The 24,952-nt window shown below is 65.3% G+C and carries 21 protein-coding genes; 7 read left to right on the top strand and 14 right to left on the bottom strand.

Features of this window, described 5'->3' with window-relative positions; translation table 11 throughout:
- Window positions 1-18 precede the first annotated feature (18 nt).
- The 6 genes from QMG25_RS05825 to QMG25_RS05800 form a co-directional block, all read right to left on the bottom strand.
- A complete protein-coding gene (locus QMG25_RS05825) occupies window positions 19-1,389 on the bottom strand; it encodes a 2Fe-2S iron-sulfur cluster-binding protein (RefSeq protein ID WP_283458181.1) in 1,371 nt (456 codons plus the stop codon).
- Window positions 1,389-1,937: a 1,2-phenylacetyl-CoA epoxidase subunit PaaD gene (gene paaD / locus QMG25_RS05820; RefSeq protein WP_502866362.1), complete on the bottom strand. Its 549-nt coding sequence runs from the start codon at window positions 1,935-1,937 to the stop codon at window positions 1,389-1,391. Before paaD ends, QMG25_RS05825 begins: the two co-directional genes overlap by 1 nt.
- Complete coding sequence (gene paaC, locus QMG25_RS05815; protein WP_283458179.1) at window positions 1,931-2,830, bottom strand: 1,2-phenylacetyl-CoA epoxidase subunit PaaC; 900 nt, start codon at window positions 2,828-2,830, stop codon at window positions 1,931-1,933. Before paaC ends, paaD begins: the two co-directional genes overlap by 7 nt.
- Window positions 2,831-2,937: 107 nt before the next feature.
- Window positions 2,938-3,264: a 1,2-phenylacetyl-CoA epoxidase subunit PaaB gene (paaB, locus tag QMG25_RS05810; protein WP_283458176.1), complete on the bottom strand. Its 327-nt coding sequence runs from the start codon at window positions 3,262-3,264 to the stop codon at window positions 2,938-2,940.
- Window positions 3,265-3,266: 2 nt separating this feature from the next.
- Window positions 3,267-4,241 (bottom strand): 1,2-phenylacetyl-CoA epoxidase subunit PaaA, encoded by a 975-nt coding sequence (paaA, locus tag QMG25_RS05805; RefSeq protein ID WP_283458174.1) that lies wholly within the window; start codon window positions 4,239-4,241, stop codon window positions 3,267-3,269.
- A gap of 151 nt (window positions 4,242-4,392) precedes the next feature.
- Window positions 4,393-4,602: a hypothetical protein gene (locus tag QMG25_RS05800; protein ID WP_283458172.1), complete on the bottom strand. Its 210-nt coding sequence runs from the start codon at window positions 4,600-4,602 to the stop codon at window positions 4,393-4,395.
- A gap of 142 nt (window positions 4,603-4,744) precedes the next feature.
- Between QMG25_RS05800 and paaI the strand changes: the two genes are divergently transcribed.
- The 6 genes from paaI (at window position 4,745) to QMG25_RS05770 (ending at window position 10,784) form a co-directional block, all read left to right on the top strand.
- Entirely contained in the window at window positions 4,745-5,230 is a 486-nt protein-coding gene (gene paaI / locus QMG25_RS05795) for a hydroxyphenylacetyl-CoA thioesterase PaaI (protein WP_283458169.1), read from the top strand.
- Entirely contained in the window at window positions 5,227-6,540 is a 1,314-nt protein-coding gene (gene paaK / locus QMG25_RS05790) for a phenylacetate--CoA ligase PaaK (protein ID WP_283458168.1), read from the top strand. The genes paaI and paaK overlap by 4 nt, the downstream gene beginning before the upstream one ends.
- 59 nt (window positions 6,541-6,599) lie before the next feature.
- Window positions 6,600-7,217 carry a TetR/AcrR family transcriptional regulator gene (locus QMG25_RS05785; RefSeq protein ID WP_283458165.1) on the top strand — a complete coding sequence of 206 codons (618 nt, stop codon included), beginning with the start codon at window positions 6,600-6,602 and terminating at the stop codon, window positions 7,215-7,217.
- A gap of 159 nt (window positions 7,218-7,376) precedes the next feature.
- Window positions 7,377-8,156 (top strand): DUF222 domain-containing protein, encoded by a 780-nt coding sequence (locus QMG25_RS05780; RefSeq protein WP_283458163.1) that lies wholly within the window; start codon window positions 7,377-7,379, stop codon window positions 8,154-8,156.
- 672 nt (window positions 8,157-8,828) lie between these two features.
- On the top strand, window positions 8,829-9,614 hold the full coding sequence (locus QMG25_RS05775) for an HNH endonuclease signature motif containing protein (protein ID WP_283458160.1): 786 nt from the start codon (window positions 8,829-8,831) through the stop codon (window positions 9,612-9,614).
- 405 nt (window positions 9,615-10,019) lie between these two features.
- Complete coding sequence (locus tag QMG25_RS05770) at window positions 10,020-10,784, top strand: DUF427 domain-containing protein (protein ID WP_283458159.1); 765 nt, start codon at window positions 10,020-10,022, stop codon at window positions 10,782-10,784.
- Window positions 10,785-10,907: 123 nt separating this feature from the next.
- Here the strand turns inward: QMG25_RS05770 and paaZ are convergent, their stop codons facing one another.
- The 4 genes from paaZ to QMG25_RS05750 form a co-directional block, all read right to left on the bottom strand.
- Entirely contained in the window at window positions 10,908-13,037 is a 2,130-nt protein-coding gene (gene paaZ / locus QMG25_RS05765; RefSeq protein ID WP_283458157.1) for a phenylacetic acid degradation bifunctional protein PaaZ, read from the bottom strand.
- Between the two features lie 75 nt (window positions 13,038-13,112).
- A complete protein-coding gene (locus QMG25_RS05760) occupies window positions 13,113-14,006 on the bottom strand; it encodes a 3-hydroxyacyl-CoA dehydrogenase family protein (RefSeq protein WP_283458155.1) in 894 nt (297 codons plus the stop codon).
- Complete coding sequence (locus tag QMG25_RS05755) at window positions 14,003-14,821, bottom strand: enoyl-CoA hydratase/isomerase family protein (RefSeq protein ID WP_283458152.1); 819 nt, start codon at window positions 14,819-14,821, stop codon at window positions 14,003-14,005. The genes QMG25_RS05760 and QMG25_RS05755 overlap by 4 nt, the downstream gene beginning before the upstream one ends.
- Complete coding sequence (locus tag QMG25_RS05750; protein WP_283458150.1) at window positions 14,821-16,047, bottom strand: thiolase family protein; 1,227 nt, start codon at window positions 16,045-16,047, stop codon at window positions 14,821-14,823. The genes QMG25_RS05755 and QMG25_RS05750 overlap by 1 nt, the downstream gene beginning before the upstream one ends.
- A 408-nt stretch (window positions 16,048-16,455) precedes the next feature.
- Here QMG25_RS05750 and QMG25_RS05745 point away from each other — a divergent pair, with 408 nt between their 5' ends.
- Entirely contained in the window at window positions 16,456-18,669 is a 2,214-nt protein-coding gene (locus QMG25_RS05745; protein ID WP_283458148.1) for a S9 family peptidase, read from the top strand.
- 112 nt (window positions 18,670-18,781) lie between these two features.
- On the opposite strand, the gene QMG25_RS05740 is transcribed toward QMG25_RS05745, so the two are convergent.
- The 4 genes from QMG25_RS05740 to pta all read right to left on the bottom strand — a co-directional run bounded on the left by QMG25_RS05740 (window position 18,782) and on the right by pta (window position 24,858).
- Window positions 18,782-20,737 carry a glycoside hydrolase family 3 N-terminal domain-containing protein gene (locus QMG25_RS05740; protein ID WP_283458146.1) on the bottom strand — a complete coding sequence of 652 codons (1,956 nt, stop codon included), beginning with the start codon at window positions 20,735-20,737 and terminating at the stop codon, window positions 18,782-18,784.
- Between the two features lie 204 nt (window positions 20,738-20,941).
- Entirely contained in the window at window positions 20,942-21,508 is a 567-nt protein-coding gene (locus QMG25_RS05735; RefSeq protein WP_283458144.1) for a GNAT family N-acetyltransferase, read from the bottom strand.
- A gap of 54 nt (window positions 21,509-21,562) precedes the next feature.
- Window positions 21,563-22,702, bottom strand: coding sequence for an acetate/propionate family kinase (locus tag QMG25_RS05730; protein ID WP_283458140.1), 1,140 nt, complete (start codon window positions 22,700-22,702; stop codon window positions 21,563-21,565).
- Window positions 22,702-24,858, bottom strand: coding sequence for a phosphate acetyltransferase (gene pta / locus QMG25_RS05725; RefSeq protein ID WP_283458138.1), 2,157 nt, complete (start codon window positions 24,856-24,858; stop codon window positions 22,702-22,704). The genes QMG25_RS05730 and pta overlap by 1 nt, the downstream gene beginning before the upstream one ends.
- Between the last annotated feature and the right edge of the window lie 94 nt (window positions 24,859-24,952).

Here is a 24,952-nt window from a genome sequence, read left to right as displayed (position 1 = left end):
TGGTTGGGACGGGTGGGACTAGCCGTCGTAGTCAACGCTGACCTCCGGCGTGGTGGGGTGGGACTGGCAGGTGAGGATGTAGCCGGCTTCCAGTTCCTCCGGTTCGAGGGCGTAATTTTCATCCATGTGGACGTTGCCCGCAACGAGCTTGGCCCGGCATGTGCCGCACACGCCGCCGGCGCAGGCGAACGGCACGTCGGGACGTACGCGCAGGGCGGCGTTGAGGACGGTTTCGCGGGCGTGGACGGGGCTGAGAATATCCGCGGTGAGCCCGTCGAGGGTGAAGGTGATCTTGCAGGTTTCTTCGGAGGAATCGATCAGGACGGGGCGCCCGCGCTGCCCTTCGGGGTGATCGGGGCGGCCGGTGGTGAAAAGTTCAAAGCGGACCACATCGTGCGGCACGCCGCGTGCTTCCAGCACGTCGCGGCACAGCTGGACCAGCTCAAACGGCCCGCACAAAAACCATTCGTCGACGTCGTCGGCGTGGATGGCCTTCCCCAGCAGCGCCTCCAGCTTTTCCGCGTCCAGCCGGCCGCTGAGCAACGGGGCAATGCGTTGCTCCCGCGAGAGCACGTGGTGGAGGGCGAAGCGCCGCGGGTACTTGTCCTTCAGGTCCGCCAGCTCCTCCAGGAACATGACATCCATGGCGGCCTTGTTCGCGTAGACCAGGTCAAGGCGGGTGCCGTCATTGCCTGCCAGCAGCGATTTTGCCAGCGCCATGACGGGGGTGATGCCGGAGCCCGCCGCGATGGCCACATACGTTCCGGCACGGCGGGCCACCTCCTCCGGGTGGTTCATGCTGTTGAGCACGTTCACGGCATCTGCAGCTGCGGAGAGGCTCCCGGGCACATGGCCGGCAGCGGCCGCCGGAGCATCGCCGCCATCCGCTGAACCGTCTCCGTCCGCTGGATCGCCTGCCTGGGCGGGACCACCCTTGTTAGGTGGGTTTCCAGCGTCGGCCGGGGACGCGCCGTCGGACATTCCACTGCCCGGCACGAACCCGGAGTGCCGGGAGATGAACGCGCCCTGCGGGCTCATGACTTCCATGGCGGCCCCCACTGCCAGCTCCGCATTGGCCCAGGTGGAGAACTCGCCGCCGATGTCGCGCTTGATGGCGACCCGCAGTTCCGAGCTGCCGTCGGGAAATTGCACAGGTACGGCGCAGATCGAGTAGCTGCGCCGCAGCTCGCGGAACACCCCGGCGGCGTCCGGCATTTGCAGGCGCAGCGCCACGTATTGCCCGGGCAGGTAGTCGTAGAAGCCGGCCAGCCGGGCGGGCACGGCAAAGGCGACCTCGATGGCGTCCTCCGTCAGCCGCCGCACCTCGGAGACTGTCAGTTTGTGGAACGACACCCTGCGCCGGGCCGCTGCATTTGCGGGAACACTCATCAGAGCACCTTGAAGTAGTCGAACGGTTCCTTGCAATCCCCGCAGACGTAGAGCGCCTTGCAGGATGTTGAACCGAATCGCGTCAGCTCGCGCGTGTTCAGCGACTGGCACTGCGGACACTTGACCTGCAGGGCCAGCCGCACCGGGCCGCTGTGCCCGCCCGCCGACGACTTCCCGGTGGGCGGCGCGATCCCAAACGCCGCCAACTTTGCCCGGCCCTCGGCGCTCATCCAGTCGGTGGTCCACGCCGGCGACAGGACCGTCACCACCTCCACACCCGGCAGGCCCGCCTTCTCGAAAGCGGCGCGCACGTCGCTGCGGATGGTGTCCATGGCGGGGCAGCCCGAGTACGTCGGCGTGATGGTCACCCGCACGGCCACTTCGCTGCCAGGCTGTGCCGGGCGCACGTCAACCCCGCGCAGAATGCCCAGATCCGCGATGGTCAGGACGGGCAGCTCGGGATCACACACGGCCGCGGCGATGTCCCACGCCTCCTGCTGCGAGACTTCGATGCCTGCGGTGTTCGCTTCTCTCACGACGCTCACCAGCTTGCCCCGGGAAATTCACGTGCCAGGACCTGCATTTCCGCCAGCAGGTACCCCAAATGCTCCGAGTGCCGCCCGCGCCGTCCACCGCCGGTGGCCATGGGGTGCGCAGGCACCTCCAGTTCTGCTTGCGCCAGGACCGCCCCTGTGGCCCGGTCAAATTCATCCTTCAAACTTGTTGGCACCACGACGGCGTCCCCCACGTGCGCTGCCAGCGGATCGTCCTCGAACAGCTCGCCGACATACGGCCACATGTTCTCCAGCCCGGCGATCATGCGGCGCCGCGATTCCTCTGTCCCGCCGCCCAAGCGCAGCACCCACTGCGTGCTGTGGTCCAGGTGGTAATCCACTTCCTTCACGGCCTTTGCAGCGATGGCCGCCAGCATGGGGTCGCTCGAACCGCTCAATTCGCGGTAGAGAGGATATTGGTAGCTGGCGGCGATGAACTGGCGGGCAATGGTGGCCGCAAAGTCGCCATTGGGTTGTTCAAAAAGATGTGCCGAGCGGAATTCGGATTCGCTGCGGTAGTAAGCCAAGTCGTCCTCGGTCTTGCCCCAGGCCGCGCCGGCGTAGCTCAGGAATGAGCGTGCATGGCCCAGTTGGTCCAGCGCGATATTGCCCAGCGCCACGTCTTCCTCCAGTTCGGGGCCGCGGGAGATCCAATGGCCCAGTCGCTGGGCCAGGATCAGCGCGTCGTCCCCCAGGCGGAGCGCGTATTCGGCCACTCCTTCGCTGGGCTTGGCCGTGCCGGCCGCGGCTGCCAGCGCAATGTCCTCCGGGCGCAGCGCGTTCCCCGGCGTGATCCGGGTGGCCGACGCCGAGCTCTCACCCTGCGAATAGGGCGTCGGGTTGCGGTGGTGTGCCGTGTCTGACTCGGAGCCGGTGGATGGGCCCACGCCGGCGCGGGACCCGTCGCGGGGGCCCACAGCAGCGCGGGACCCGTCACGAGCTTGCGAGTGAGGGGAGCTGCCGGGGACTTGCGAGTGAGGGGAGCCGGTGGGGATCACAGGTGCTTCACCCCTTCGCTCTTCGTGTAGTACGTTGCATGCCGGTAGTCCTTGCCCTGCGGGGATTCGAAAAAGGAGCCCTTCGCATCGGGGTCGGAGGCGGCGATGGCATCGGAGGGGACAACCCAAATAGACACGCCTTCATTGCGCCGGGTGTAGAGGTCGCGGGCGTTGCGCAGCGCCATGGTTGCGTCGGGCGCGTGCAGCGACCCTGCATGGACGTGGCTCAATCCCCTGTTCGAGCGGACGAAGACCTCCCACAAGGGCCAATGCGTGGCACCCGGGGCGGGGACCGGCGTCGCGCTTTCAGTTTCCGGACACATGGCTAGGCAGCTTTCCGGGCGGCCGTCTCATGTGCGGCGGACTGTTTCGCGGCGTAGGCTGCGGCGGCCTCACGAACCCAGGCACCGTCGTCGTGCGCGGCGCGACGGCGTTCCATGCGCTGGGTGTTGCAAGGGCCGCGGCCGGCCAAGACCTCCTTGAACTCCTCCCAGTCGAGGGGCCCGTGCTCCCATTTCCCGGCGTCCTCGTTGAATCGAACCTCGGGGTCGGGCAGGTCCAGCTCAAGCACCTTGACCTGTTCGGCAAGCATCCCCACAAAGCGGGAGCGCAATTCGTCGTTGCTGAAGCGCTTGATGTTCCACGCCATGGACTTGCCCGAGTTCGGCGAATCCGAGTCTGGCGGGCCGAACATCATCAGCGACGGGGCGTACCAGCGATTCACCGCATCCTGCGCCATCGCCTTTTGCGCCGGGGTGCCGTGCGAGAGCTCCAACAGGATTTCAAAACCCTGCCGCTGGTGGAAGGATTCCTCCTTGCAGATGCGCACCATGGCCCGGGCATACGGCCCGTACGATGCCCGGCACAGCGGAACTTGGTTGGTGATCGCGGCACCGTCCACCATCCAACCGATGGCGCCCATGTCTGCCCAGCTCACGGCCGGGTAGTTGAAAATGGACGAATACCGGGCCTTGCCGGCCAGTAGTTGTTCCGTCATGGTGTCGCGGGTGGTGCCCAGCGTTTCCGTGGCCGAATACAGATACAAGCCATGCCCGGCTTCGTCCTGCACCTTCGCCATGAGGATGGCCTTGCGCTTCAGGCTCGGGGCGCGCGTGATCCAGTTTACTTCCGGCTGCATGCCGATAATCTCCGAGTGCGCGTGCTGGGACATTTGCCGCACCAACGCATGGCGGTAGTCCCCGGGCATCCAGTCCTTTGGCTCAATCCGGGAGTCCTTGGCGATGACCGTCGCGAAGTTGGCTTCTCCGGCGGCATCTTGAAGTTGTTGCTCGTTGGCCATGGCTTCTCCTTCGACGCTGTCCCCGTCAACACGGTTCTGTGCAATTCAGCACGGCCGAAAACTAATTACCGACCGTTCGTTCAGGATATAGCCCGGTTCATGGCCAGTCAACGAACGAACGGCAGGACTCGGCAAACAATGCGGCCCGGGGTTATGCGCCCACGCCGAACCCGTCGTCCCGCACCGTCTCTCGTGGGCGAATGCCGGTCTCGGGCCAGATTTGGATCAAGTAGTGCTCGACTGGGGGTGAGGTGAGCCTGTATTTGCCGTAAACCGGGGTGGCGTCAATCCGGGCCAGAAAGAACTGGTGGCAGGCGGCCTCCGCCTCCAGCATTTCCCGACCCCCCGCGTTGATCGTCACGACAAACATCTCCCCTGCAAAGGCCCTCGGTCTTTGATCCGCCCGCTATGTTGCATGCAATTCAGTCTTGCCTGCGAGTTCCGGCACGGCAATACTGGAGTGAATTACCTAATGAACATTCAGTAAAGAACAGGGAGCGCACATGGCGTCCAACGAAGCCGGGGCACAGCACCCGCTCCTGCTCAATGACAGCGCCTCCGAATGGCTGGGCATCGAGGTGCTCAGTTTCGGCGAAGGCCGCGCAACCATCGCCATGACGCTGCGCACGGAAATGATGAACGGCTTTGGCGTCACACACGGCGGCATGATCTTCGCCTTCGCGGATTCCGCCTTTGCCCTGGCCTGCAATTCCACCGGCGGCGACGGGGACAGCGTGACAGTGGCGTCCGGCGTGGACATTAATTTCCTGGCACCAACGAGCGCCGGTCAGCGGCTCATTGCGGTGGCCAACCGGCGCCAACAGCAGGGCCGAAGCGGCCTGTACGACGTGCAGGTCGTCGCCGAAAACGGCGGCGAGCCCGCCGTGGTGGCCGAATTCCGTGGCCGCAGCCGGACCATCCCCGCCCTACACGTGAACGGCTCTCACACGAACACCCGCACAAGTTTTGAAAGGTCTGTGCCATCATGATCGAAACCGCCCCGGCCGACCCTTCCCAGCTGGATGCCGCCGAGCTGATGAGCCGCGACGAGTTGGAAGCCCTGCAGCTCACGCGGCTGCAGCACACTCTGGCTTACGCCTATGACCGGGTGCCGCTGTATAAGCGCAAGTTCGACGAGGCGGGAGTGCACCCCACGGACCTTAGGGAACTGGCGGACCTGAGCAAATTCCCGTACACCGCCAAGGAAGACCTGCGGCTGGAGTACCCGTTTGGCATGTTCGCCGTGCCGCAGAGCGAGGTGCTGCGCATCCATGCCAGCTCCGGCACCACGGGCCGGCCCACGGTGGTGGGGTACACAAGGAACGACATCAACATCTGGGGGTCGCTGGTGGCGCGGTCCATGCGGGCGTCCGGCGTGCGCCCCGGCATGAAAGTCCACAACGCCTACGGCTACGGGCTGTTCACCGGCGGGCTCGGCGCCCACTACGGCGCCGAGGCACTGGGCACCACTGTCATTCCCATGTCGGGAGGGCAGACGGAGAAGCAAATCCAGCTGATCCAGGACTTCGAGCCGGATGCCATCATGTGCACGCCCACCTACCTGCTGGCCCTCATGGACGCGATGGCCCACCAGGGCATCGACCCGCGCAGCACCTCGCTGAAGGTTGCCGTGTGCGGCGCCGAACCGTGGACCGATGAGATGCGCCATGAACTGGAAAGCGGCATGGACCTGGATGCATGTGACATCTACGGGCTCTCCGAGGTCATGGGCCCGGGCGTGGCCGGCGAATGCGTTGAGACAAAGGACGGCGACCATGTATGGGAGGACCACTTCATTCCGGAGATCATCGACCCGATGGACCATTCCACGGTGCTGCCCGGCGGGCAGACGGGCGAGCTGGTGTTCACCTCGCTGACCAAGGAGGCGCTGCCGGTCATCCGCTACCGCACCAACGACCTTTCCAGCTTGCTGCCCGGGACCGCCCGCCCGTCCATGCGCAGGATGGCGCGCATCTCCGGACGCAGCGACGACATGATCATCCTGCACGGCATCAACCTGTTCCCCTCTCAGATTGAGGCACTCGCCCTGCGCATCCCCGCCCTGAGCCCGCATTTTCAGCTGGAATTGACCCGCACGGCGCGCCTGGACCAGATGACCGTCCATATAGAACCGCGCGAAAATACGACGCCGGAGGACCGGGCCGCCGCCGCGCTGGCACTGCGCGCGCAGATCAAAAGCCACATTGGTGTCTCCTGTGCCGTCGACGTCGCCGAACCCGGCTCGCTGGCACGTTCCAACGGCAAGTTGCGCCGCATCTACGACAACCGCCCCCGGTGACTTCCCCGGCAAAGGCCACGGGGCCAGGCCACGCGCGGCCCCGTGAGAAACTAGGGACCATGCCAAAGACTCCCCCAGCCGCTACACAAGCCCCCGCCGCCAAGCGCGGCCGGCCCGGTTATGACCAGCAGTCGGTACTGCGGATTGCCGTGGAAGTTTTCAACCTGCACGGCTATGAGGCCACCTCGATGGGCCTTCTTGCGGGGAAGCTGGGCATCTCGAAGTCAGCCATTTACCACCATGTGCCATCCAAGGAGGAACTGCTGCGGCTCGCACTGGAGGAAGCCCTGGGTGGCCTTGAAGGCGTTTTAATGCTCGACGGCGCCACCTCCGGAACGCCCGATGCCCGCCTTGAGTTTGTGCTCAGGCAGACCGTGGCGGTGCTGGTGGGGCGGCTGCCTTTCGTCACGCTCCTGCTGCGCCTGCGCGGGAACACGGAAATGGAACGGGAGGCGCTCTCACGCCGCCGCGCTTTCGACCGCACCATCACCGGATTGGTTTCCGCGGCACAGTCCGACGGCTCCCTGCGGGACGACATTGCCGCCGCCACCGTCACCCGACTGCTCTTCGGCACCGTCAATTCCATCGTCGAGTGGTACAAACCAGGAGGCAGCCTATCCGCGGCGAAGCTGGCAGACGACGTGCTGGCCATAACCCTCGACGGCCTGCGGAAATAGTCTCAATCAGCCCATTCATTCGCTAATGACCGCAATTTCCGGCCGACGAGAAGCTATTTTTACCGAATGATTCCTCCACAGTTCGAGCACTTACTAGAGTTATCCTCATTTTCGATTTTTCACCTTATAATGTCTGACCCTCCGCGTAATGTTTGATGTATGGAAACGACGGCAAAGGGGCCGGGGCATCCCGGTTCCACACAGGGTCGCAGGGCAGCTGGTGAACACCTCCACCGGCTGGTGGCCCTTGCCGAATCACTCGTCAGGGCCGCCTCGGCCACACCGGGTCCCTCCGCTGACGGCTGTCTGGGCACTTCCGAGGGAGTCACCGATACCCGCGCTTTGCTGTCCACGGCCATAGGCCTTGACTTGGCATCGCTCAGTGACCATGAAGCCGCCGCCTGGGCGCAGACCCTGGAGCATTTGAACCACTTCCTTCAGGGGCTGACGGTTGACTCGGCAGGAGACCTTGCCGAACGTGTTTCTGCCGGACGGTATCAGGGGGCAGGGCATCAAAAACCCGTTGACTTCGTAAGTTCTTCGCTGAACATCAGCCGGGCCGAGGCCAACAACCGGCTCCGGCTGGCGGACCGGTTCCTGCCGTCCACGGACCCGTTGACGCTGGTGACAACCGACCCCAGCCAGCCCGTGCTTGGATCCGCGCTCTTTTCGGGCCTGATCTCAACCGAACAGGCGTTGATAGTTTCCGGTTTCGTTGACCAAGCGGCCCGGCTGGAGAAGTCAGGAACAATCGAGGCCGGACAGGCCCGGTCCCTGGAGGCCACGCTCACTGAACATGCCGAGGTTGAGCCACCATATTTCCTGCGGCACTTGGGCATTCGGGCGCTGGCCCTGCTCGATCCGGACGGGCAAAAACCCTCCGAATCCCAGCGGCTGGCCAAACAAGACATCTCCTTCCGCCGCCCCTACCGCGGATAGGTCAAGATCGACGGCTACATGACCATCAGCCAGTACGAACAAACCATGGCTTGCATCGACTGGGCCACAAATCCCAAGCGGCAGAGCAGCAGTGCGCAGGATTCCGCCCAGGAAGAGTCCTGCGACTCACAGCAAGGAGCCACTGTGCAGCGAGATGGTGCGAAGCCGGCATGCGCCCAGCCGAAGGACTCGCAGTTGCTCCTGTCACCTGACCAACTGGCTCGGTTGCTGGGCAATCCGGCATCCGGCCTTGGCATCGCTTCGCCCCCGCAGCCACCACCAGCTTCCTCACCGCCGTCCCGGGATCGGAGCTCTTCGCGTTCGGACACGAACCCCGCCCGGGATCCGGCTCCGAGATCTCCACAGCGTGGAACCTCTGCAGCCGCCCAGGGCTGGAGGCGACCGTTGGCGCCGGGCAAAGTTCCGCCGCGACCTCCCAACGCTCCACCCAATGCAATTCCGCCAGCTTATGAAGGAGAGTCATGGTTCTGGTTCCCTGACCTTGCAAAAGACGCAAATGGCTGGGATCCGGCTCCTGATGGCGGGCTGTACGGAAGCACCGGACCATTCATCGCCGCGGAGCCGTGCTGCGATGCGGAGCCATGCGATGGCACCGATCCGTACAGGGGCGCACAGACACCCAATGATGACTGCTGTTCCGGGACACAGGAAGTGCCAGAAGCCAGATGGTGGTCCGGACAGGCCCCACCTGAGGAAGATGTTTCGGACGGCGAAAACCTGCAGGAAGCGAACCCGCAGCCCTGGCCCCACCTGGTCAACGGCGTCTGGGTGCCGGCACCCGGATCGGAAGAGAACCTCCCGGGGCTGAGCCCCATCGCTCCCAACAGCACGGATACGGCCATCAGGGACAAACGCACCCGGGCACAAATGCTGTTGGACGGCATGCTCCACTGCCTCACGCTGGCCGCCGGAACAGACAAGCTGCCCATCAACGGCGGACTGAAGACGCAGTTGTATCTCTCCCTCACACAGGAAGACCCGGACCGCCGGTCCAATGCTGGCACCGTGGATTCCCCCTACAGCGGCCAGGTGCCATTGTCATTGTTTGCCGAGAAGATGTGCAGCGCCGGTGTCACCGAGATGCTGGTCGGCTCCAATGGTGAAATCCTGGATATCGGCCGCACGCAACGGCTTTTCACCTTCGCCCAGCGCAAGGTTCTCGTGGCCCGGGACATGGGCTGCACATTCCCGGACTGCATGGCACCGGCACAGTGGACGGAAGCCCACCACATTGTCCCGTGGCAGGACGGGGGCACCACCAGCGTGGACAACGGCGTCCTGTGCTGCAGCCTGCACCACCACTACCTTCATGACAAGGGCTGGAGCGTCCGGCGGGAAGGCGGCATCGCCTGGTTCAAGCCACCCTATTCCGAGGACACCACCGGCAGGGAACGCCGCAACATATACCACCACGACCGGAACTCAGAAAAGCACTGACGGGCAGACGGGCCGGGTGCACGCTGAAGGCACGGCCACGAAAATTTCAGATCAGCTCCAACAGCTCAGCCATGAACTCCGTTTTGAACCAACCACCAACCACCAAGCACCACGCACCTCAGGGAGCTGCTCAGTGGCCATGTGGTGCTGGATTCCCGCGGAGCCGTCGTTGTATAAGTAGGGAACCAGGGCGGGTGGTACCGTGCCACGCGGTCCCGGCAGACGACTTCGTGTGTCCTGAGCCCGGCGGCGATTTGTCCGCCCGGAAGCTTGCCACCGACGTGCTGGCCATGCTCTTCGAAGGCCTGCGCCGCTGGGATTGGCGCTCTGGGATTGGCACTCTGGCGGCCGGGCCGGCCACCCGGGCCCTCGACAAAGCTGGCCGCACGGGCGCACGCTGTAAGCATGGCCACCAAGATTTCAGCTTCCTTGAAAGCACTTTCCGGCGAGCTTCGCTACGAACCAACCACCAAGCACATCCGCGCGCTGCTCGGCGGGGTGCCGGTGCTCGATTCCCGGCGGGCTGTCATCATGTGGGAGCCCCGGCGCATGGTGCCCTGTTATGCGGTGCCGGCGGACGGCGTCGTCGGTGTCCTGAGCCCGGCGTCGCCCCCGGAGGCCGCCCCGCCCGGAACACATGCGCTGCACCCCGGAATTCCCTTCAGCCGGCACAGCACGCCCGGGACTGCACTGGATGTTTCCGCCGGCGGGCAGACTGCCGCCGGCGCCGCCTTTCGGCTTGATGATCCGGATCTGGAGGGATATGTGGCCTTTGATCCTGTCGCGTTTGACTGGTTGGAGGAGGACGACGCCGTCCAGTCCCACCCCCGTGACCCGTTCCACCGCGTAGACATCCGCCACAGCTCCCGGCACGTCCGCGTCACCGTGGAGGGAGAAGTGCTGGCGGAATCCACCACACCGCTGATGGTGTTTGAAACCGGCATGGCAGAGCAGATCTATCTGCCGTCGACAGATGTGAATTGGGAGGCGCTCGTCCCCACCGATTCCGTGACGCTGTGCCCCTACAAGGGCTCGGCCAGCTATTGGCGTCTTGCGGGCGGCCCGGAGGGAGACGTCGCCTGGAGCTACCAGACACCGCTGCCACTCGCCACCGAAATTGCCGGGTACGTGTGTTTTTACGGCAATCTGGTGGACATCGTCGAGCTCTGAATCGAGACGGGAGCAGTCGGCAATGTTTCTGCAAAACATTGCCGACTGCTCCCGTCTCGATTTGCGGGCGTGGACTTTGGGGCGCCTTCGATGTGGCGGCTGCGTGGCAAACGGGGGTGCGGGTCACTTGTAGAGCGTTTCCTCCTTCTCCACCAGGGTCAGGACGTCGTAGGTGGCCACAATGTCGCCATTCTGGTTGTGCAGCACCGTGTCCCAGCAGACCTCGCCGTAGTCGTCGGTGGTCCGCGGGGTGATCTGCTTGGCGGTCAACGTCACACGGATTGAATCACCTGCCGCAACGGGTGTGAGGAAGCGGAGACTTTCCAGCCCGTAGTTGGCCAGCACCGGCCCCGGTGCCGGTTCCACAAACAGCCCCGCCGCCCACGACACCAGCAGGTACCCATGCGCCACGATGCCCGGGAAAAAGGGGTTCTTTTCCGCAGCTGCGGCGTCCGTATGCGCGTAAAAGGTATCGCCCGTAGTCTGCGCGAACGCGCTGATGTCCTCCAGCGTGACCTGCCTCAGCCCCGAAGCAAACGCATCACCAATCCTCAGCTCGGCCAAGGATTTCCGGAACGGATGCACCGCCCCGTCCACCCCGCCAAACTCCGGATCCCCGGCAACCACGCGGTCCGCGCCCGTATGCCACACGCCGGTCACTGCCGTCAGCATGTTCGGCGAGCCCTGGATGGCGGTGCGCTGCATGTGGTGCTTGACCGAGCGGATGCCGCCCAACTCCTCCCCGCCGCCGGCCCGCCCCGGCCCACCGTGCACCAGGTGCGGCACGGGCGATCCATGCCCTGTCGAGGTGCGCGCATCCTCCCGGTTCAGCACCAGCACCCGTCCGTGGTGGGAGGCGATTCCCGTCACCACCTGACGCGCAAAGTCGGGGTCGTTCGTACAGACGGTCGCCACCAGAGACCCGGCCCCCAGCGCAGCGAGCCGGACTGCCTCGGAGGCGCCGCCGTCGTGCGTGGAAAATCCCAGCACCCCGCACACCGGACCAAACGCCTCCATGGTGTGCACTGCGGGGGCAGCGGAATCGGCCCAATCGAGCAGCACCGGGGACATGAACGCGCCATGTTCGACGCCGGACCCGTCCTCCTGCATGCCCTTCGCCTTGGGCGCGTCGAGGGTTCCCCAGGCGAGCTCGCCGCCGGCCTCGAGCATGGATTCGACGGCAGCCCGGACGTCAGCCAGCTGGTCCAGAGAAGCGAGCGCGCCCATGGTGACGCCGTCGGCTCGGGGATCGCCCACCACCACCCGCTCGGTGAGTCGGATTCCGATGGCGTCAATGACGTCGGCGCGCAGGTCTTCGGGGACGATGGCGCGGCGGACGGCAGTGCATTTTTGCCCCGCCTTGACTGTCATTTCCGTCACGACCGACTTGATGAAAGCGTCGAACTCCGGCGTGCCGCGGACTGCGTCGGGGCCAAGGATCGCGGCGTTGAGCGAGTCGGTTTCGGCGGTCAAGTGGACACCGCCGTGGGCCACGTTTGGGTGCTCACGCAGAAGATTGGCGGTGCTGGCGGAGCCGGTGAAGGAGATCATGTCCCGGTAGTCGAGCTGATCCACCAGCGTGCGGGCCGAGCCTGACATCAGCTGCAGCGACCCGTGCGGCAGGATGCCGGATTCGATCATGACGCGCACCGTGGCCGTGGCGAGGTACCCGCTGGGCGTGGCCGGCTTGACGATGGTGGGCACCCCGGCAATAAACGCCGGGGCAAACTTTTCCAGCATGCCCCAGACGGGGAAGTTGAATGCGTTGATCTGCACATCCACACCGGCAATGGGGGTGTAAATGTGTTCGCCGATGAACGAGCCGTCCTTGCTGAGAACCTCCACCGGACCTTCCACAATGACGTTGCTGTTGGGCAGTTCGCGCCGACCCTTGGAGGACAGTGTGAACAGCACCCCGATGCCGCCGTCGATGTCCACCATGGAGTCGATTTTTGTGGCGCCGGTTTGCGCGGAGATTGCGTACAGCTCCTCGCGGCGGCCGTTGAGGAAGCCGGCCAGTTCGCGCAGTTTCAACGCACGCTCGTGGATGGTTAGTTTGCCCAGCTCGCTCCGGCCCACTGTGCGCCCGTGCTCCACCACGGCGGCCAGGTCCAGCCCTTCAACGGACACCCGGGCCAGCAGCTCCCCGGTGCTGGCGTCCCGCGCGTCCGTGCCGCGAACGTCGGCATTAGGCGTCCACCATGCGTCCTGCACATAACTGGGAACAAACTCTGCTTTCGTTGCGGTGGCCATCGCCAGACCGTCCTTTCCGTGTGCCGTGCCGTTGAGTTGATTGTGGTGGTGGGGGTTGGCCCTTGCACGGGCGCATCAGCCCCAGTCGAAGAATCCCTTGCCGGTCTTGCGTCCCAGCTCGCCGCGGTCCACCTTGTCGCGCAGAATCTGCGGTGGAGTAAACCTCTCCCCCAGCATCGACGCCAAATATTCGGCAATTTCCAGCCGGACGTCAAGTCCCACCAAGTCGGTGGTTCGCAGCGGGCCGGTGTGGTGGCGGTAGCCGAGCACCATGGCCGCATCGATGTTGGCCGCGCTGGCCACGCCTTCCTCCAGCATGCGCATGGACTCCAAGGCCAGCGCCACGCCCAGCCGCGAGGAGGCAAAGCCCGGAGAGTCATTGACCACGACGGCGGTCTTGCCCAACGCTTCCACCCATCCTTGCGCCGCAGCCACCAGTGAAGGCAGGGTTTGCTTGGCCACGACCACTTCAATCAGCGTCGAAGACGGGACGGGGTTGAAGAAGTGCAGGCCAATGAAGTTCTGCGGGCGGGCCAGCTCGGCGGCCAGCCCGGACATGGACAGCGACGACGTGTTGGAAGCGAGGAATGCCATGGCGTTGAGATGCTTTTCCACGCCTTGAAGCGATGCAACCTTGAGATCCCAAATTTCCGGGACGGCCTCCACCACCAGTTCCCTGTCGGCAAAATCTGCGTAGTCGGTGGAGACTGCCAACCGGGACATGTACGCGTTGGCGGTGGCAATCAGCCCGCGTTCCACGGACTTGGCCACGGCGGATTCCACCCGCTCGCGTGCACCGGCGGCTGCGTCGCCGTCGCGCTCCACCACCAGCACATCGCAGCCGGCCAGCAAAAACGCGTGCGCGATCCCGGTGCCCATGCGCCCGCCGCCCAAAACGCCCACAAACTGCGGGAGGGATGGCAAAAAGACCCCCGAAAGTGCAGGAGCGTCGGGTTGGGCGGGGGTCATGGCTGCTTCCTGTCCTGCTTCTTGTCCAGCCGCTTGTCCAGGAAGGCCTGCATGCGTTCAAACTTGGCCGGGGATTCAAACAGTTCGGCTTGGGCGAGGTTGTCCACCTCGGGATGGGCCTCGCGGGGTGCGTGGAACACCCGCTTGGTGGCCTGCACGGCCAGCGGGTCCTGTGCGCAAATCCTGTCTGCGAGCGCATGAGCCGCGTCCAACAGCTCGGCAGGCTCCAGCAGCTCCGTAATGAGCCCCACGGCCAGGGCGCCGTCGCCGGTGAGGATCCTCCCGGCCAGCAGCATCGTCTTGGCCACGGGCTCCCCCACCAATTCCTTCAGTCGCCAGGTGGCCCCGGCCGCCGCCATGATGCCCAGGGACGTTTCCGGCTGGCCCATGCGCAGCGCCCGCGTGCCAATGCGGAAGTCCGCGGCATAAGCCAATTCCGCTCCGCCACCCAGCGCATACCCGTCCAGGGCGGCTATGACGGGCATGGGCAGCCGGGCGATCCGATCGAAGAGGCCGGAGTTGATGCCAGCGAGTGCGTCGTCGCGGCGGCGCTCGCGCAGTTCGGCGATGTCGGCACCCGAAGCAAAGACACCGGTGGTCCCGGCCGCCTCATCACCGAAGGTTCCATGGAGAATGAGCACCTTCGGTTCCGCTTCCAACAGCTCACACACAAAATGCAGCTCAGCAACCATGTGGGCATTGATAGCATTGCGCAGCTCCGGGCGATTCAGCTGCACCACCACCCGGTCCGCCGCGCCGGTGACCACCAGCGTGGCAAGGAAATCCGACCCAAGGGGGTGTCCGGCGTCGTCCATCACATGCTCTCCAGCAACAGCGCGGCGCCCTGGCCCACGCCGATGCACATGGTGGCCAGGCCCAACGCGCCCGGCGATTCCCGCTCGAGGCGGCCCAGCAGTGTCACGACGATCCGCGAGCCGGACGAGCCGAGCGGGTGGCCCAAGGCGATGGCGCCGCCGTCGAGGTTGACGGTGCCGGGGTCCAGGCCGAGCTCTCGCATGCAGGCCAGCGACTGCGAGGCGAACGCTTCGTTAAGTTCGACGGCGGCCAGTTCACCCACGCTTCTGCCTTGCCTGTGGAGGACCTTGGCTGTCGCGGCGACGGGGCCCATGCCCATGATTTCCGGGGCGAGGCCCGCGGCGGCGCCATCGATAATGCGGGCACGCGGAGTCAATCCGTACTTCTCGATGGCTGCTTCGGAGGCGACGAGGATGGCGGAGGCGCCGTCGTTCAGGGTGGAGGAATTGCCTGCCGTGACGACGGCGCCTCCCTTCACCACGGCGCGCAGGCCTGCCAGCACGTCCATGGTGGTGCCGGGGCGCGGGCCTTCGTCGGTGTCCACCACTGTGTCGCCCTTGCGGCCGTGGACCGTCACGGGGACAATTTCCTCGCGGAGCCGGCCCGCGGCGATGGCGGCCAATGCACGTTCGTGGGACCGGACCGAAAACGCGTCGCAGTCCTCCCGCGAAGTGTTGTATCGGCGGGCCACCTCCTCGGCCGTTTCTGTCATGGAGAACGTCATCTTGCCGTCGCGCGAGAGCTCCCCGGAGAGGAAGTTGGGGTTGGTGAAGCGCCAGCCGATGGAGGTGTCGAAGCTGGCCCCCGGCTTGGCGAAGGCCTTCTCCGGCTTGGCCATGACCCACGGGGCGCGGGACATGGACTCGACTCCGCCGGCCACCACGAGGTCCGCGGCACCGGCCTTGATCATGTGGGAGGCCATGGTGATGGCACTCATGCCGGAGGCGCACAGGCGGTTGACGGTGATGCCGGGGACGGTGTCCGGGAATCCTGCCAGCAACCATGCCATGCGGGCAACATTGCGGTTTTCCTCGCCGGCTCCGTTGGCATTGCCGAGCATAATTTCGTCCACCGTGGCCGGGTCAATGCCGGTTCTTGCCACGAGTTCCTTGACCACCAGTGCGGCAAGGTCGTCCGGGCGGATCGCGGACAGCACACCGCCGTAGCGTCCCACGGGCGTTCGCACGCCACCCACCAGGTACGCCTGCGGCGCCTTTCCGAACATGGCCACACCCTCCACCTGGCAAACGGAGCGGCTACGGCCCTCCGCACGGGACAGGCCGGCAGATTACCGACCGTTCGTTCTATAAATATTCCATGCGTTGGGCGGCCGGTCAACAGTACCGTTTCCGGAGCCGGCCGCCGGTCCACCGCGAGAACGGGGCATTCCGTCGCTCCTTCCGCCAGAACGGGGCCAACACGCGAGGACGGCGTTTCAACCCTGTCGTTTCGCAGGCCGGCCCCGTTCTCGGCGCAGCGGCAGAGCAGCGCGGCGGCGACGACGCAGGCTGGCCCCGTTCTCGGCGCAATCCGGGCCCGGACGGATGCAGCAGCGCTGCGTGCCAAGGAGGGCTGCGCTGCGCTGTCGGCATACACCCACCAACGGCATGCCTCGCCTCTATACAGTGGGTTCATGAGCACTTCCGACGCCGCTGCCACCCAATCCGCCACGATTCCCAGCACCCCCGAGGCCTCCGCAACTCCGCCGGTTGCCAAAAAAGTCCCCACCCACAGGACGCACCACGGGGATACGTTTGTGGACAACTACGAGTGGCTGCGGGAGAAGGAAAACCAGGAAGTTTTGGCGCACTTGAACGCCGAACAGGCCTACACGGATGCTGTCACCGCCGGCCAGGTATCGTTGCGGGGCGACATTTTCACCGAGATCAAAAACCGCACGCAGGAAACCGATCTTTCCGTTCCCACCCGCAAGGACGACTGGTGGTACTACGGGCGCATGGTGGAGGGCCAGTCGTACGGCATCCAGTGCCGGGTCGCGGCGCAGAACACTGGCGGCTTGGCGGATTGGACGCCGCCTGTCATTGTGCCCGGCGTGGATGTCCCGGGCGAAGTCATACTGCTGGACGGGAACGCCGAAGCCGAGGGCCAGCCCTTCTTCTCATTGGGCGGAGCGGCCGTCACCGACGACGGAAACCTCTACGCCTACGCCGCGGACTTTGCCGGCGACGAGCTTTTCACCATCCGCATCAAGGACCTGCGCACGGGCGAGCTGCTGCCGGACACCATTGAAAACGCGTTCTACGGGCTGGCGTTCTCCCCCGACGGCAGCACGATCTTCTACATGGTGGCCGACGATTCCTGGCGTCCCCACCAGGTGAAAACCCACGTTTTGGGCACGCCCGTGGAGAGTGACAAGGTCCTGTACCAGGAGGACGACGTCGCCATGTGGACGGGTTTTGAGCTCTCCGCGGACCGCCGGCACTTGGTGATCGGCATCGGCTGTTCCGAGTTCAGCGAAACCCGGATGCTGGACTTCGCCGCCCCCGGCAAGGGCCTGCAGCTGCTCATCCCCCGCACCGCCGAGATCCTGTACGACGCCGAACCCTTCCTTCAGGACGGAGTCGAAAAGGTCCTGCTCAGCCACGACCGCGACGCCGTCAACTCGATGGTTTCCCTGGTTGACGCAGCGGAATTCAGCAAGCCGGTGGCCGAACAGCACTGGGCCACCGTGGTGCCCCACGACGATTCGGTGCGCATCAACGGCGCCACCGTGACGGCGACGCACATGGTGGTCTCGCTGCGCAAGGACACCATCGAGCGCATCCAGGTGACAGCGCTGGAAGGCTTGGGCACGCCCGGCCAAAGCGCCGCCGTCGAGCCTGTCTTTGACGAAGAGCTGTACACGACCGCGATGGGCGGAAGCGAATACGAGTCGCCGATGGTCCGGCTGGTCTACTCCTCGGACTTCACGCCTCCGCGTGTCTACGACTACGTCCTGCCGCTTGCCGGGGCAGCAGCCGAGCTGCTGTTGCGCAAGGAAACGCCGGTTTTGGGCGGTTACAACCCGTCCGACTACGTGGCCGAACGCGCGTGGGCCACGGCGGACGACGGCACGCAGGTTCCGTTGTCGGTGCTGCGCCGGGCGGATCTGCCCCGCGACGAAACGAACGCGGGCGTGGTGTATGGCTACGGCTCGTACGAGGTCAGCATGGACCCGGGCTTCGGCGTGGCACGGCTGTCCCTACTGGATCGCGGCGTGGTGTTTGTCATTGCGCACGTGCGCGGCGGCGGCGAGATGGGGCGGCACTGGTATGACGACGGGAAGAAGCTGAACAAGAAAAACACGTTCACCGACTTCATTGCGGCCACGGACTGGCTGGCTGCGTCAGGCTGGGTGGATCCTGCGCGCATCGCGGCCATGGGCGGCTCGGCTGGCGGGCTGCTGATGGGCGCCGTGGCGAACCTGGCGCCGGAAAAGTATGCTGCCATTCTGGCGCAGGTGCCATTCGTGGATACCTTGACCACTATCCTTGACCCGGAGCTGCCGCTGTCCGCGCTGGAATGGGAGGAATGGGGCAACCCGATCACCGACCCGGACGTGTACAAGTACATGAAGAGCTACACTCCGTATGAAAACGTGCGCGCCGTGGCGTACCCGAAGATCGCCGCCGTCACCAGCTTCAACGACACCCGCGTGCTGTACGTGGAGCCGGCCAAGTGGGTGCAGGAACTCCGCGAGGTCTCCACTGGCTCGGAGCCAATTGTGCTCAAGATCGAGATGGACGGCGGCCACGGCGGCGCATCCGGCCGCTATGAGGGCTGGAAGACCCGGGCCTGGGACTACGCGTTTCTGGCCGACGCACTCGGAGCCACGCAACTGCGCTGATGCGAAAATCGAAAGTACAGTAGTCGGCAATGTTTTTCGCGAACATTGCCGACTACTGCACTTTCGAAGGCCTTGATGCGCAGCGGGCCGGAAATGGCTGGTTGCCGGCAGCCTAGAAGATGATGGTGAAGCCCTGCCAGCCGCGGCCGATCTGCGACGGTGGCAACCAACCCCCGTCGCCCCTGCCAGGGTACATCCACAGGTTCCCGCCACCATCGCGCGCCATCACATCAGCGTGACCATCGCCGTTGAAGTCCCCGGGGCTGAAAATCGTGTTGAACTTCTGGAAGCCGTGGCCCACCTGCACAGCCCGCAACCAACCGCCGCGCCCGTTGCCCGGGTACAGCCACAGATCCCCGCCACCATCGCGCGCCATCACATCAGCGTGACCGTCGCCGTTGAAGTCCCCGGGGCTGAAAATCGTGTTGAACTTCTGGAAGCCGTGGCCAATCTGCGACGGCGGCAACCAGCCGCCGCGCCCGTTGCCCGGGTACAGCCACAGATCCCCGCCACCATTTCGCGCCAGCACGTCGGCATTCCCATCGCCATTGAAGTCCCCGGCCCCGGCGATCATATTCAGCCCTTGGAAGCCGTGACCCACCTGCACCCGGGACAGGAAGCCGCTGTCCCCTGTCCCGGCATAGAACCAGAGGTTCCCGGCGGCATCCCGTGCCAACAGGTCTGCCCTGCCGTCGCCATTGAAGTCGCCGGGACTGAACACGAGATCGTAGATGTTCCAGCCGTAGCCGATCTGCACTCGCGAGAGCCATCCGCCGCGGCCGCTGCCGGGGTACAGATACAGGTTCCCGACCGCGTCACGGGCGATCACGTCGGAGGTGCCGTCGCCGTTGAAGTCCGTCGCGTAACCCGCGGATCCGGGGCCGAACGCACCCGGGATCGTGGCGGCCTTGAGCTGGAGCACCTTCAACGCTGCGGCGTTGACCACGCCCCTGAACCCGGAGTTGGACTGGGCCCGGCTGAGAACTGCGTTGTACATGGCCGGGATGTTGGCCGGATTGGCGCACAGGAGCATGCTCCCTCCTGCGCTGAAGAAGCTCGTGGCCCGCGTGGCCTGGGTCCAGGGCGCCAGCTGCTGGGCGTTGCACAGGTCGTCGGAGAGGATGACGCCGTTGAAGCCCAGGTTCCCGCGCAGCATGGTCTGCATGATGGTGGCGGAAAACGGGCCGATGTGGGAGGCGTCGATCCTGTCGTAGTAGGCACTGGAGACCATGACGATGCCGGTGCCCGCCGAGACGGCCGCTTGGAAAGGCTGCAGATAGGCGTCATTGCTGGTGGTGACGGTGTCGTGGACGTTGCGGCTGGTGTCGGTGTTCGCCGTGACCCGTCCGAGCCCCGGGAAGTGCTTGACGGCCGTGACAAGGTTGGCCTGTGTCATGCCGGAGGCAAAGGCAAGGCCGTGGCTGGTCACAGTCTGGGGCGTGTAGCCGTATTCGCGTTCGTAATAGCCGATGGGGGCATTGGACGGGGCGAAGGCGGCACTGGGCACGGTGTCCAGCACCGGGGCTAGATTCAGGTTCACCCCTGCGACCGCCAGTTGCCTGCCCCACGCCAGCGCGTTGGCGTGCAGGGTCGCCGGCGCCTGCGAACCCTGCGACAGGCCTGTGGGGATCTTGGAGAATCCCGGGCCGCTGAGAACCTGGACGTAGCCGCCTTCCTGGTCTGTACCCACAAGCAGCTTCACGTTGCCCGTGGTGCCGGGCGAGACTCGCTGCGTCAGGCGCCGGACGACGGCGGCTGTCGCGCCGGTGCCGGCGGTGCTGCGTCCGGAAAGGTAGGCGTTGCCCACGTGATAGTTGGACAAGGCGGAGAGGGTGGCGGCTGAGGCTCCATTGGCGTCGGCGGCCACCATGAACAGTTGCCCGACCCTCTGCTCCATCGTCATGCGGGCCAGCTGGGCCGACGGCGACGGGGCCGCCGGTTGTGCCACCGTCGTGACTGCTGCTTTCTGCACGGCGGCCGGGGCTGCCGGCGCCGCACCGACCCCAAAGGCTGCGACAAGGGCGGCGGTTGTTGCGCAAAGTGCCAAACGGCTGAGGATTTCTCGCATGGTTCACACGGCTTCGGGTGGCGGTTTCCTTGCGTACAACCCTACGACGCTTCCGCCCCATTGACCATGCCCAGTTCAGTGTCGCGAAGTCGCGTTGCCGCGGAAATCGAAACGGGAGCAGTCGGCAATGTTCTCGAAAAACATTGCCGACTGCTGCACATTCGATCTGCTGTGCGTTCGATACTGCGCGGGACCGTTGGGCCGCTAGTTGCGCACCACAGCGTAGATGGCCTCGGACGTCCATTCGCCCTTGAGGTACATGTTCTCCCGCAACACACCCTCAAACTGCATGCCGAGGCGTTCACAAATGGCCGCGGAGGCGCGGTTTCTGGCGTCGAGCCGGGCCTCCACACGGATGAAGCCCAGCTGATCGAAGGCCAGCTCCAGGACGGCCCGGGCAGCCTCCGTGGCGAACCCCAGCCCGCGCGCCGCTGGCGCCAACGTCCAGCCGATCTCCCCCACCCGCCCGGGGGTGCCGCCACCGCCTTCCGGTTTGCCGCCGTCGTTCCATTTCAGGACCAGCTCCCCCACCAGCCCCGGAACGCCGATGCGTTCCACCGCGAACGTGGCCCAATCGCCCGGACCGGCAAAACGCTCCTGCGTGTATTGCGCGATCCGCCCCATGCACTCCGCATAACTGCGCGCCTCGCCGTAGAGGTACTGGGCCGTTTCGGGCAGGCTCTGGTAGGCGAAGTAGGCCTCCAGGTCCTCGGTGGCGAAGGGCCGCAACACGAGCCGATTCGTGGTCAGTGGGTAAGGAATTTCAACCATGTACAGACCCTACATTCTCCCGCTACCGACGCGCACAAAACCATACGGCCCCAGTCAGCCCCGCGCAGCCAGCACGACGGCGGCGCTCGCCTCCGCGATGGCCCGCTCCTCATCCGTGGGCACCACCAGGACGGGGATGGCCGAGTCGGGTGTGCTGATGACCCGCGGGTCTTTCGAGCGGACAAGGTTCGCTTCGGCGTCGAGCGCCATGCCGAGCGCACCCAGCCGGTCCACCACCAGCTGGCGGAACGCGGCGGAATTCTCCCCAATGCCGGCAGTGAACACCAGTGCGTGGGCACCACCCACCGCCACGTGGTAGCTGCCGATGTACTTGGCCAGCCGGTAGGAGGAGACGGCCAGCGTTTTTTGCGCGCGGTCGTCCCCTGCCTCGGCGGCGTCCACAATGGCGCGCATGTCGTTGTCGCCAAAGAGCGCCTTGAGTCCGGAATCACGGTTGAGCAACGTGTCGATTTCGTCGGCGGACATGCCTTGGCGCTGCAGGAAGATCAGGATCGACGGGTCGATGTCGCCGCTGCGGGTGCCCATCACCAAGCCTTCCAGCGGCGTGAAGCCCATGGAGGTGTCAATGCTGACACCGCCTTGGATGGCCGTCAGCGAGACCCCGTTGCCCAGGTGCGCCACCACGGCGTTGAACTCCTCCAACGGAACGTGGAGCAGCTCGGCCGCACGCCCCGTCACAAATTCGTGCGAGGTCCCGTGGAAGCCGTAGCGCCTGATTCCGTACTGGCGGTACAGCGAATCCGGGACCGCGTAGCGCCAGGCGTGTTCCGGCAGCGTGCGGTGGAAAGCGGTGTCAAAAACTGCCACCTGCGGCATGTCCGGCCATTTGGCGGTGATGGCGCGAATCCCCAGCACGTTGGCGGGATTGTGCAGCGGCGCCAGCGGGTTCAGCCGCTCAATGGCGCGGGTGATCTCATTGTTGACAAGCACCGGTTCGCTAAAGCGTTCCCCGCCGTGCACCACCCGGTGCCCGACGGCGTCCAGCGGACGTTCTGTCAGCTCGTCTTCCAGCGCGGCAGCGACCTGGTCCATGGCTTCGCCGTGGTTGGCAGGCCCCTGCCCGCCTTCGCCGATGCGTTCAATCAGGCCGGTGGCGGCCACCTCGTTGGTGTCGGTGTCGCGCACCTGGTATTTCAGCGAGGAGGAGCCTGAGTTGATGACCAGCACGCGCATTAGGAGTCCTTCACTTCGGTGGTTGCCGCAACAGAGCCCACAGCGGCAGGGGTCCCCGGGTGGGCTTGCGAGTCCGGGGAGCTGCTGGGGATTTGGGCCTGGATGGCCGTGATGGCCACCGTGTTGACGATGTCTTCCACGGTGCAGCCTCGGGAGAGGTCGTTGATGGGCTTGTTCAGGCCCTGCAGCACGGGGCCAACGGCCACGGCACCCGAGGACTGCTGCACCGCCTTGTAGGTGTTGTTGCCGGTGTTCAGGTCCGGGAAGATGAACACGGTGGCCTGTCCGGCAACGGTGGATGACGGCAGCTTGGAGGCGGCGATGGTGGCATCGGCGGCGGCGTCGTACTGGATGGGCCCCTCGATGGCCAGGTCCGGACGCGCTGCCCGGGCCAGCTCGGTGGCCTTGCGCACCTCGTCGACGGCCGCCCCCGAACCGGATCCGCCGGTGGAGTAGGAGAGCATCGCAATACGCGGATCCACTCCGAACTGGGCGGCAGTTTCGGCTGAGGCGATGGCAATGTCGGCCAGTTGTTCCTCGTTCGGGGAGGGGTTCACGGCGCAGTCGCCGTAGACCAGCACCCTGTCGGCGAGCAGCATGAGAAACACCGAGGACACGATGCGCACGCCCGGGCGGGTTTTTACGAATTCCAGTGCCGGCCGAATCGTGTTGGCCGTGGTGTGGGCGGCGCCGGAGACCATGCCGTCCACATGGCCAAGCTGGACCATCATGGTGCCAAAGTAGGAACCGTCCACCATGATTTCCCGGGCCCGGGCCAGGTCCATGCCCTTGTGTGCGCGCAGCCGCTGGTACTCCACGGCGAATTCCTCACGCAACGGCGAGGTGGCCGGATCCACAATGTTGATCCCGCTCAGCTCAACACCGTGGGCTGCGGCCACCTCCTCGACGGACTGCACCGTCCCGAGAACCGTCAAGTCGCACACGTCGCGGCGGTGCAGGATTTCAGCGGCTGCAAGCACCCGCCGGTCGGTGCCTTCGGGCAGGACAATGTGCTTGCGTTCGCTGCGGGCCCGTTCAATGAGTTCGTGCAGAAAACGCAGCGGCGTCATCGTGGCGGCCCTGGGCAGTGTGAGCCGTTCCAGCAGCTCTTCCTCGTCCACGTTGCGCGCCCAGGCCCCCATGGCAGCGGCCACCTTCCGCCGTTGCCCCGAATGTATCTCGCTGCGCACTTCGCTGACGGCACGCGCAACGCTGTAGGTGTCGCCGTCGTCCGCGAAAACGGGGAAGGGGGCGTGCGCCAGGAACGGCAGCACGTGCGGGTCCGGCGGCAGGCCGCCAGTCAAGACCATGCCGCTGGGGACGGGGAATTCCGGCGAGAAAGCCGAGGCCAGCGAAGCCACCATGACGTCGGCGCGGTCGCCGGGGACAATGACAAGGTCATTGGCGTCCAGGAGGTTCAGGAAGTTGCCCACAGTCATGGCGGCAACCTTGATGGCGTGGATGTCGCGGTCCAGCTCCGAGCTGCCCGCCATCTGGCGCAAGCCCAACGCGGCAGCCACCTCACCCACGGTGGGGCGGGAAATCTCGGCAATTTCGGGGATCACATACACCGGACGGTGGCTGCGGCCGGGGCGCATGGCAGCGGTGATGGCCGCCATTTCCGAGGGCTCGGCCCGGTTGACCATCATGGCCAGCAACGAGCAGTTTTCGGCGGCGAGTTCCTTGCGCGCAACGTCGACGGCGTCGGCAATCTCTGCGGCGTCGAGGCCGCCGGCGCCCACCACCGCCAGTATGGGCAAGCCGAGGTTGTTGGCCAGCCGGGCATTGAGGTCGAACTCGACCGCCGCATTCTGGCCGCTCAGCTCGGTGCCTTCAACGATGACAACGTCGCACTTCTTGGCGATCTCGCTGAAGATCTCCACGGCGAGGGCATCGATTTCCTCCCGCCGGCCTGCAGCCAGCAAAGCGCGGGCCTCGGTGCTGGCCATCCCGGCGCGGCAGACCTCGGGGTCCAGCTGGTACATGCGGCGCAGCATGGTTACCGTGGGATCGTTCTCCGGGTCCGCTGCGGTGGTGATGGGGCGAAAAAACCCGATCCTGCCCGCTCGCCGGTGAAGGGCGTCCGCCAATCCCAAGGACACCAACGTTTTTCCTGAACCAGGAGTGGTGGCACTGACATAAATTCCACGGGCCATGGTCAATTTCTTCCCTTTCGTGCGTCTCTCCTTATCCAAGCACGGCCGGACACGGCGCGGGACATATTGCGGCGCGGATCACCCTAAAATGCTG

The sequence above is a fragment of the Arthrobacter sp. H35-D1 genome (assembly GCF_030063185.1).
Taxonomy (GTDB): Bacteria; Actinomycetota; Actinomycetes; order Actinomycetales; family Micrococcaceae; genus Specibacter.
This window is presented reverse-complemented; position numbering and strand designations above follow the sequence as displayed.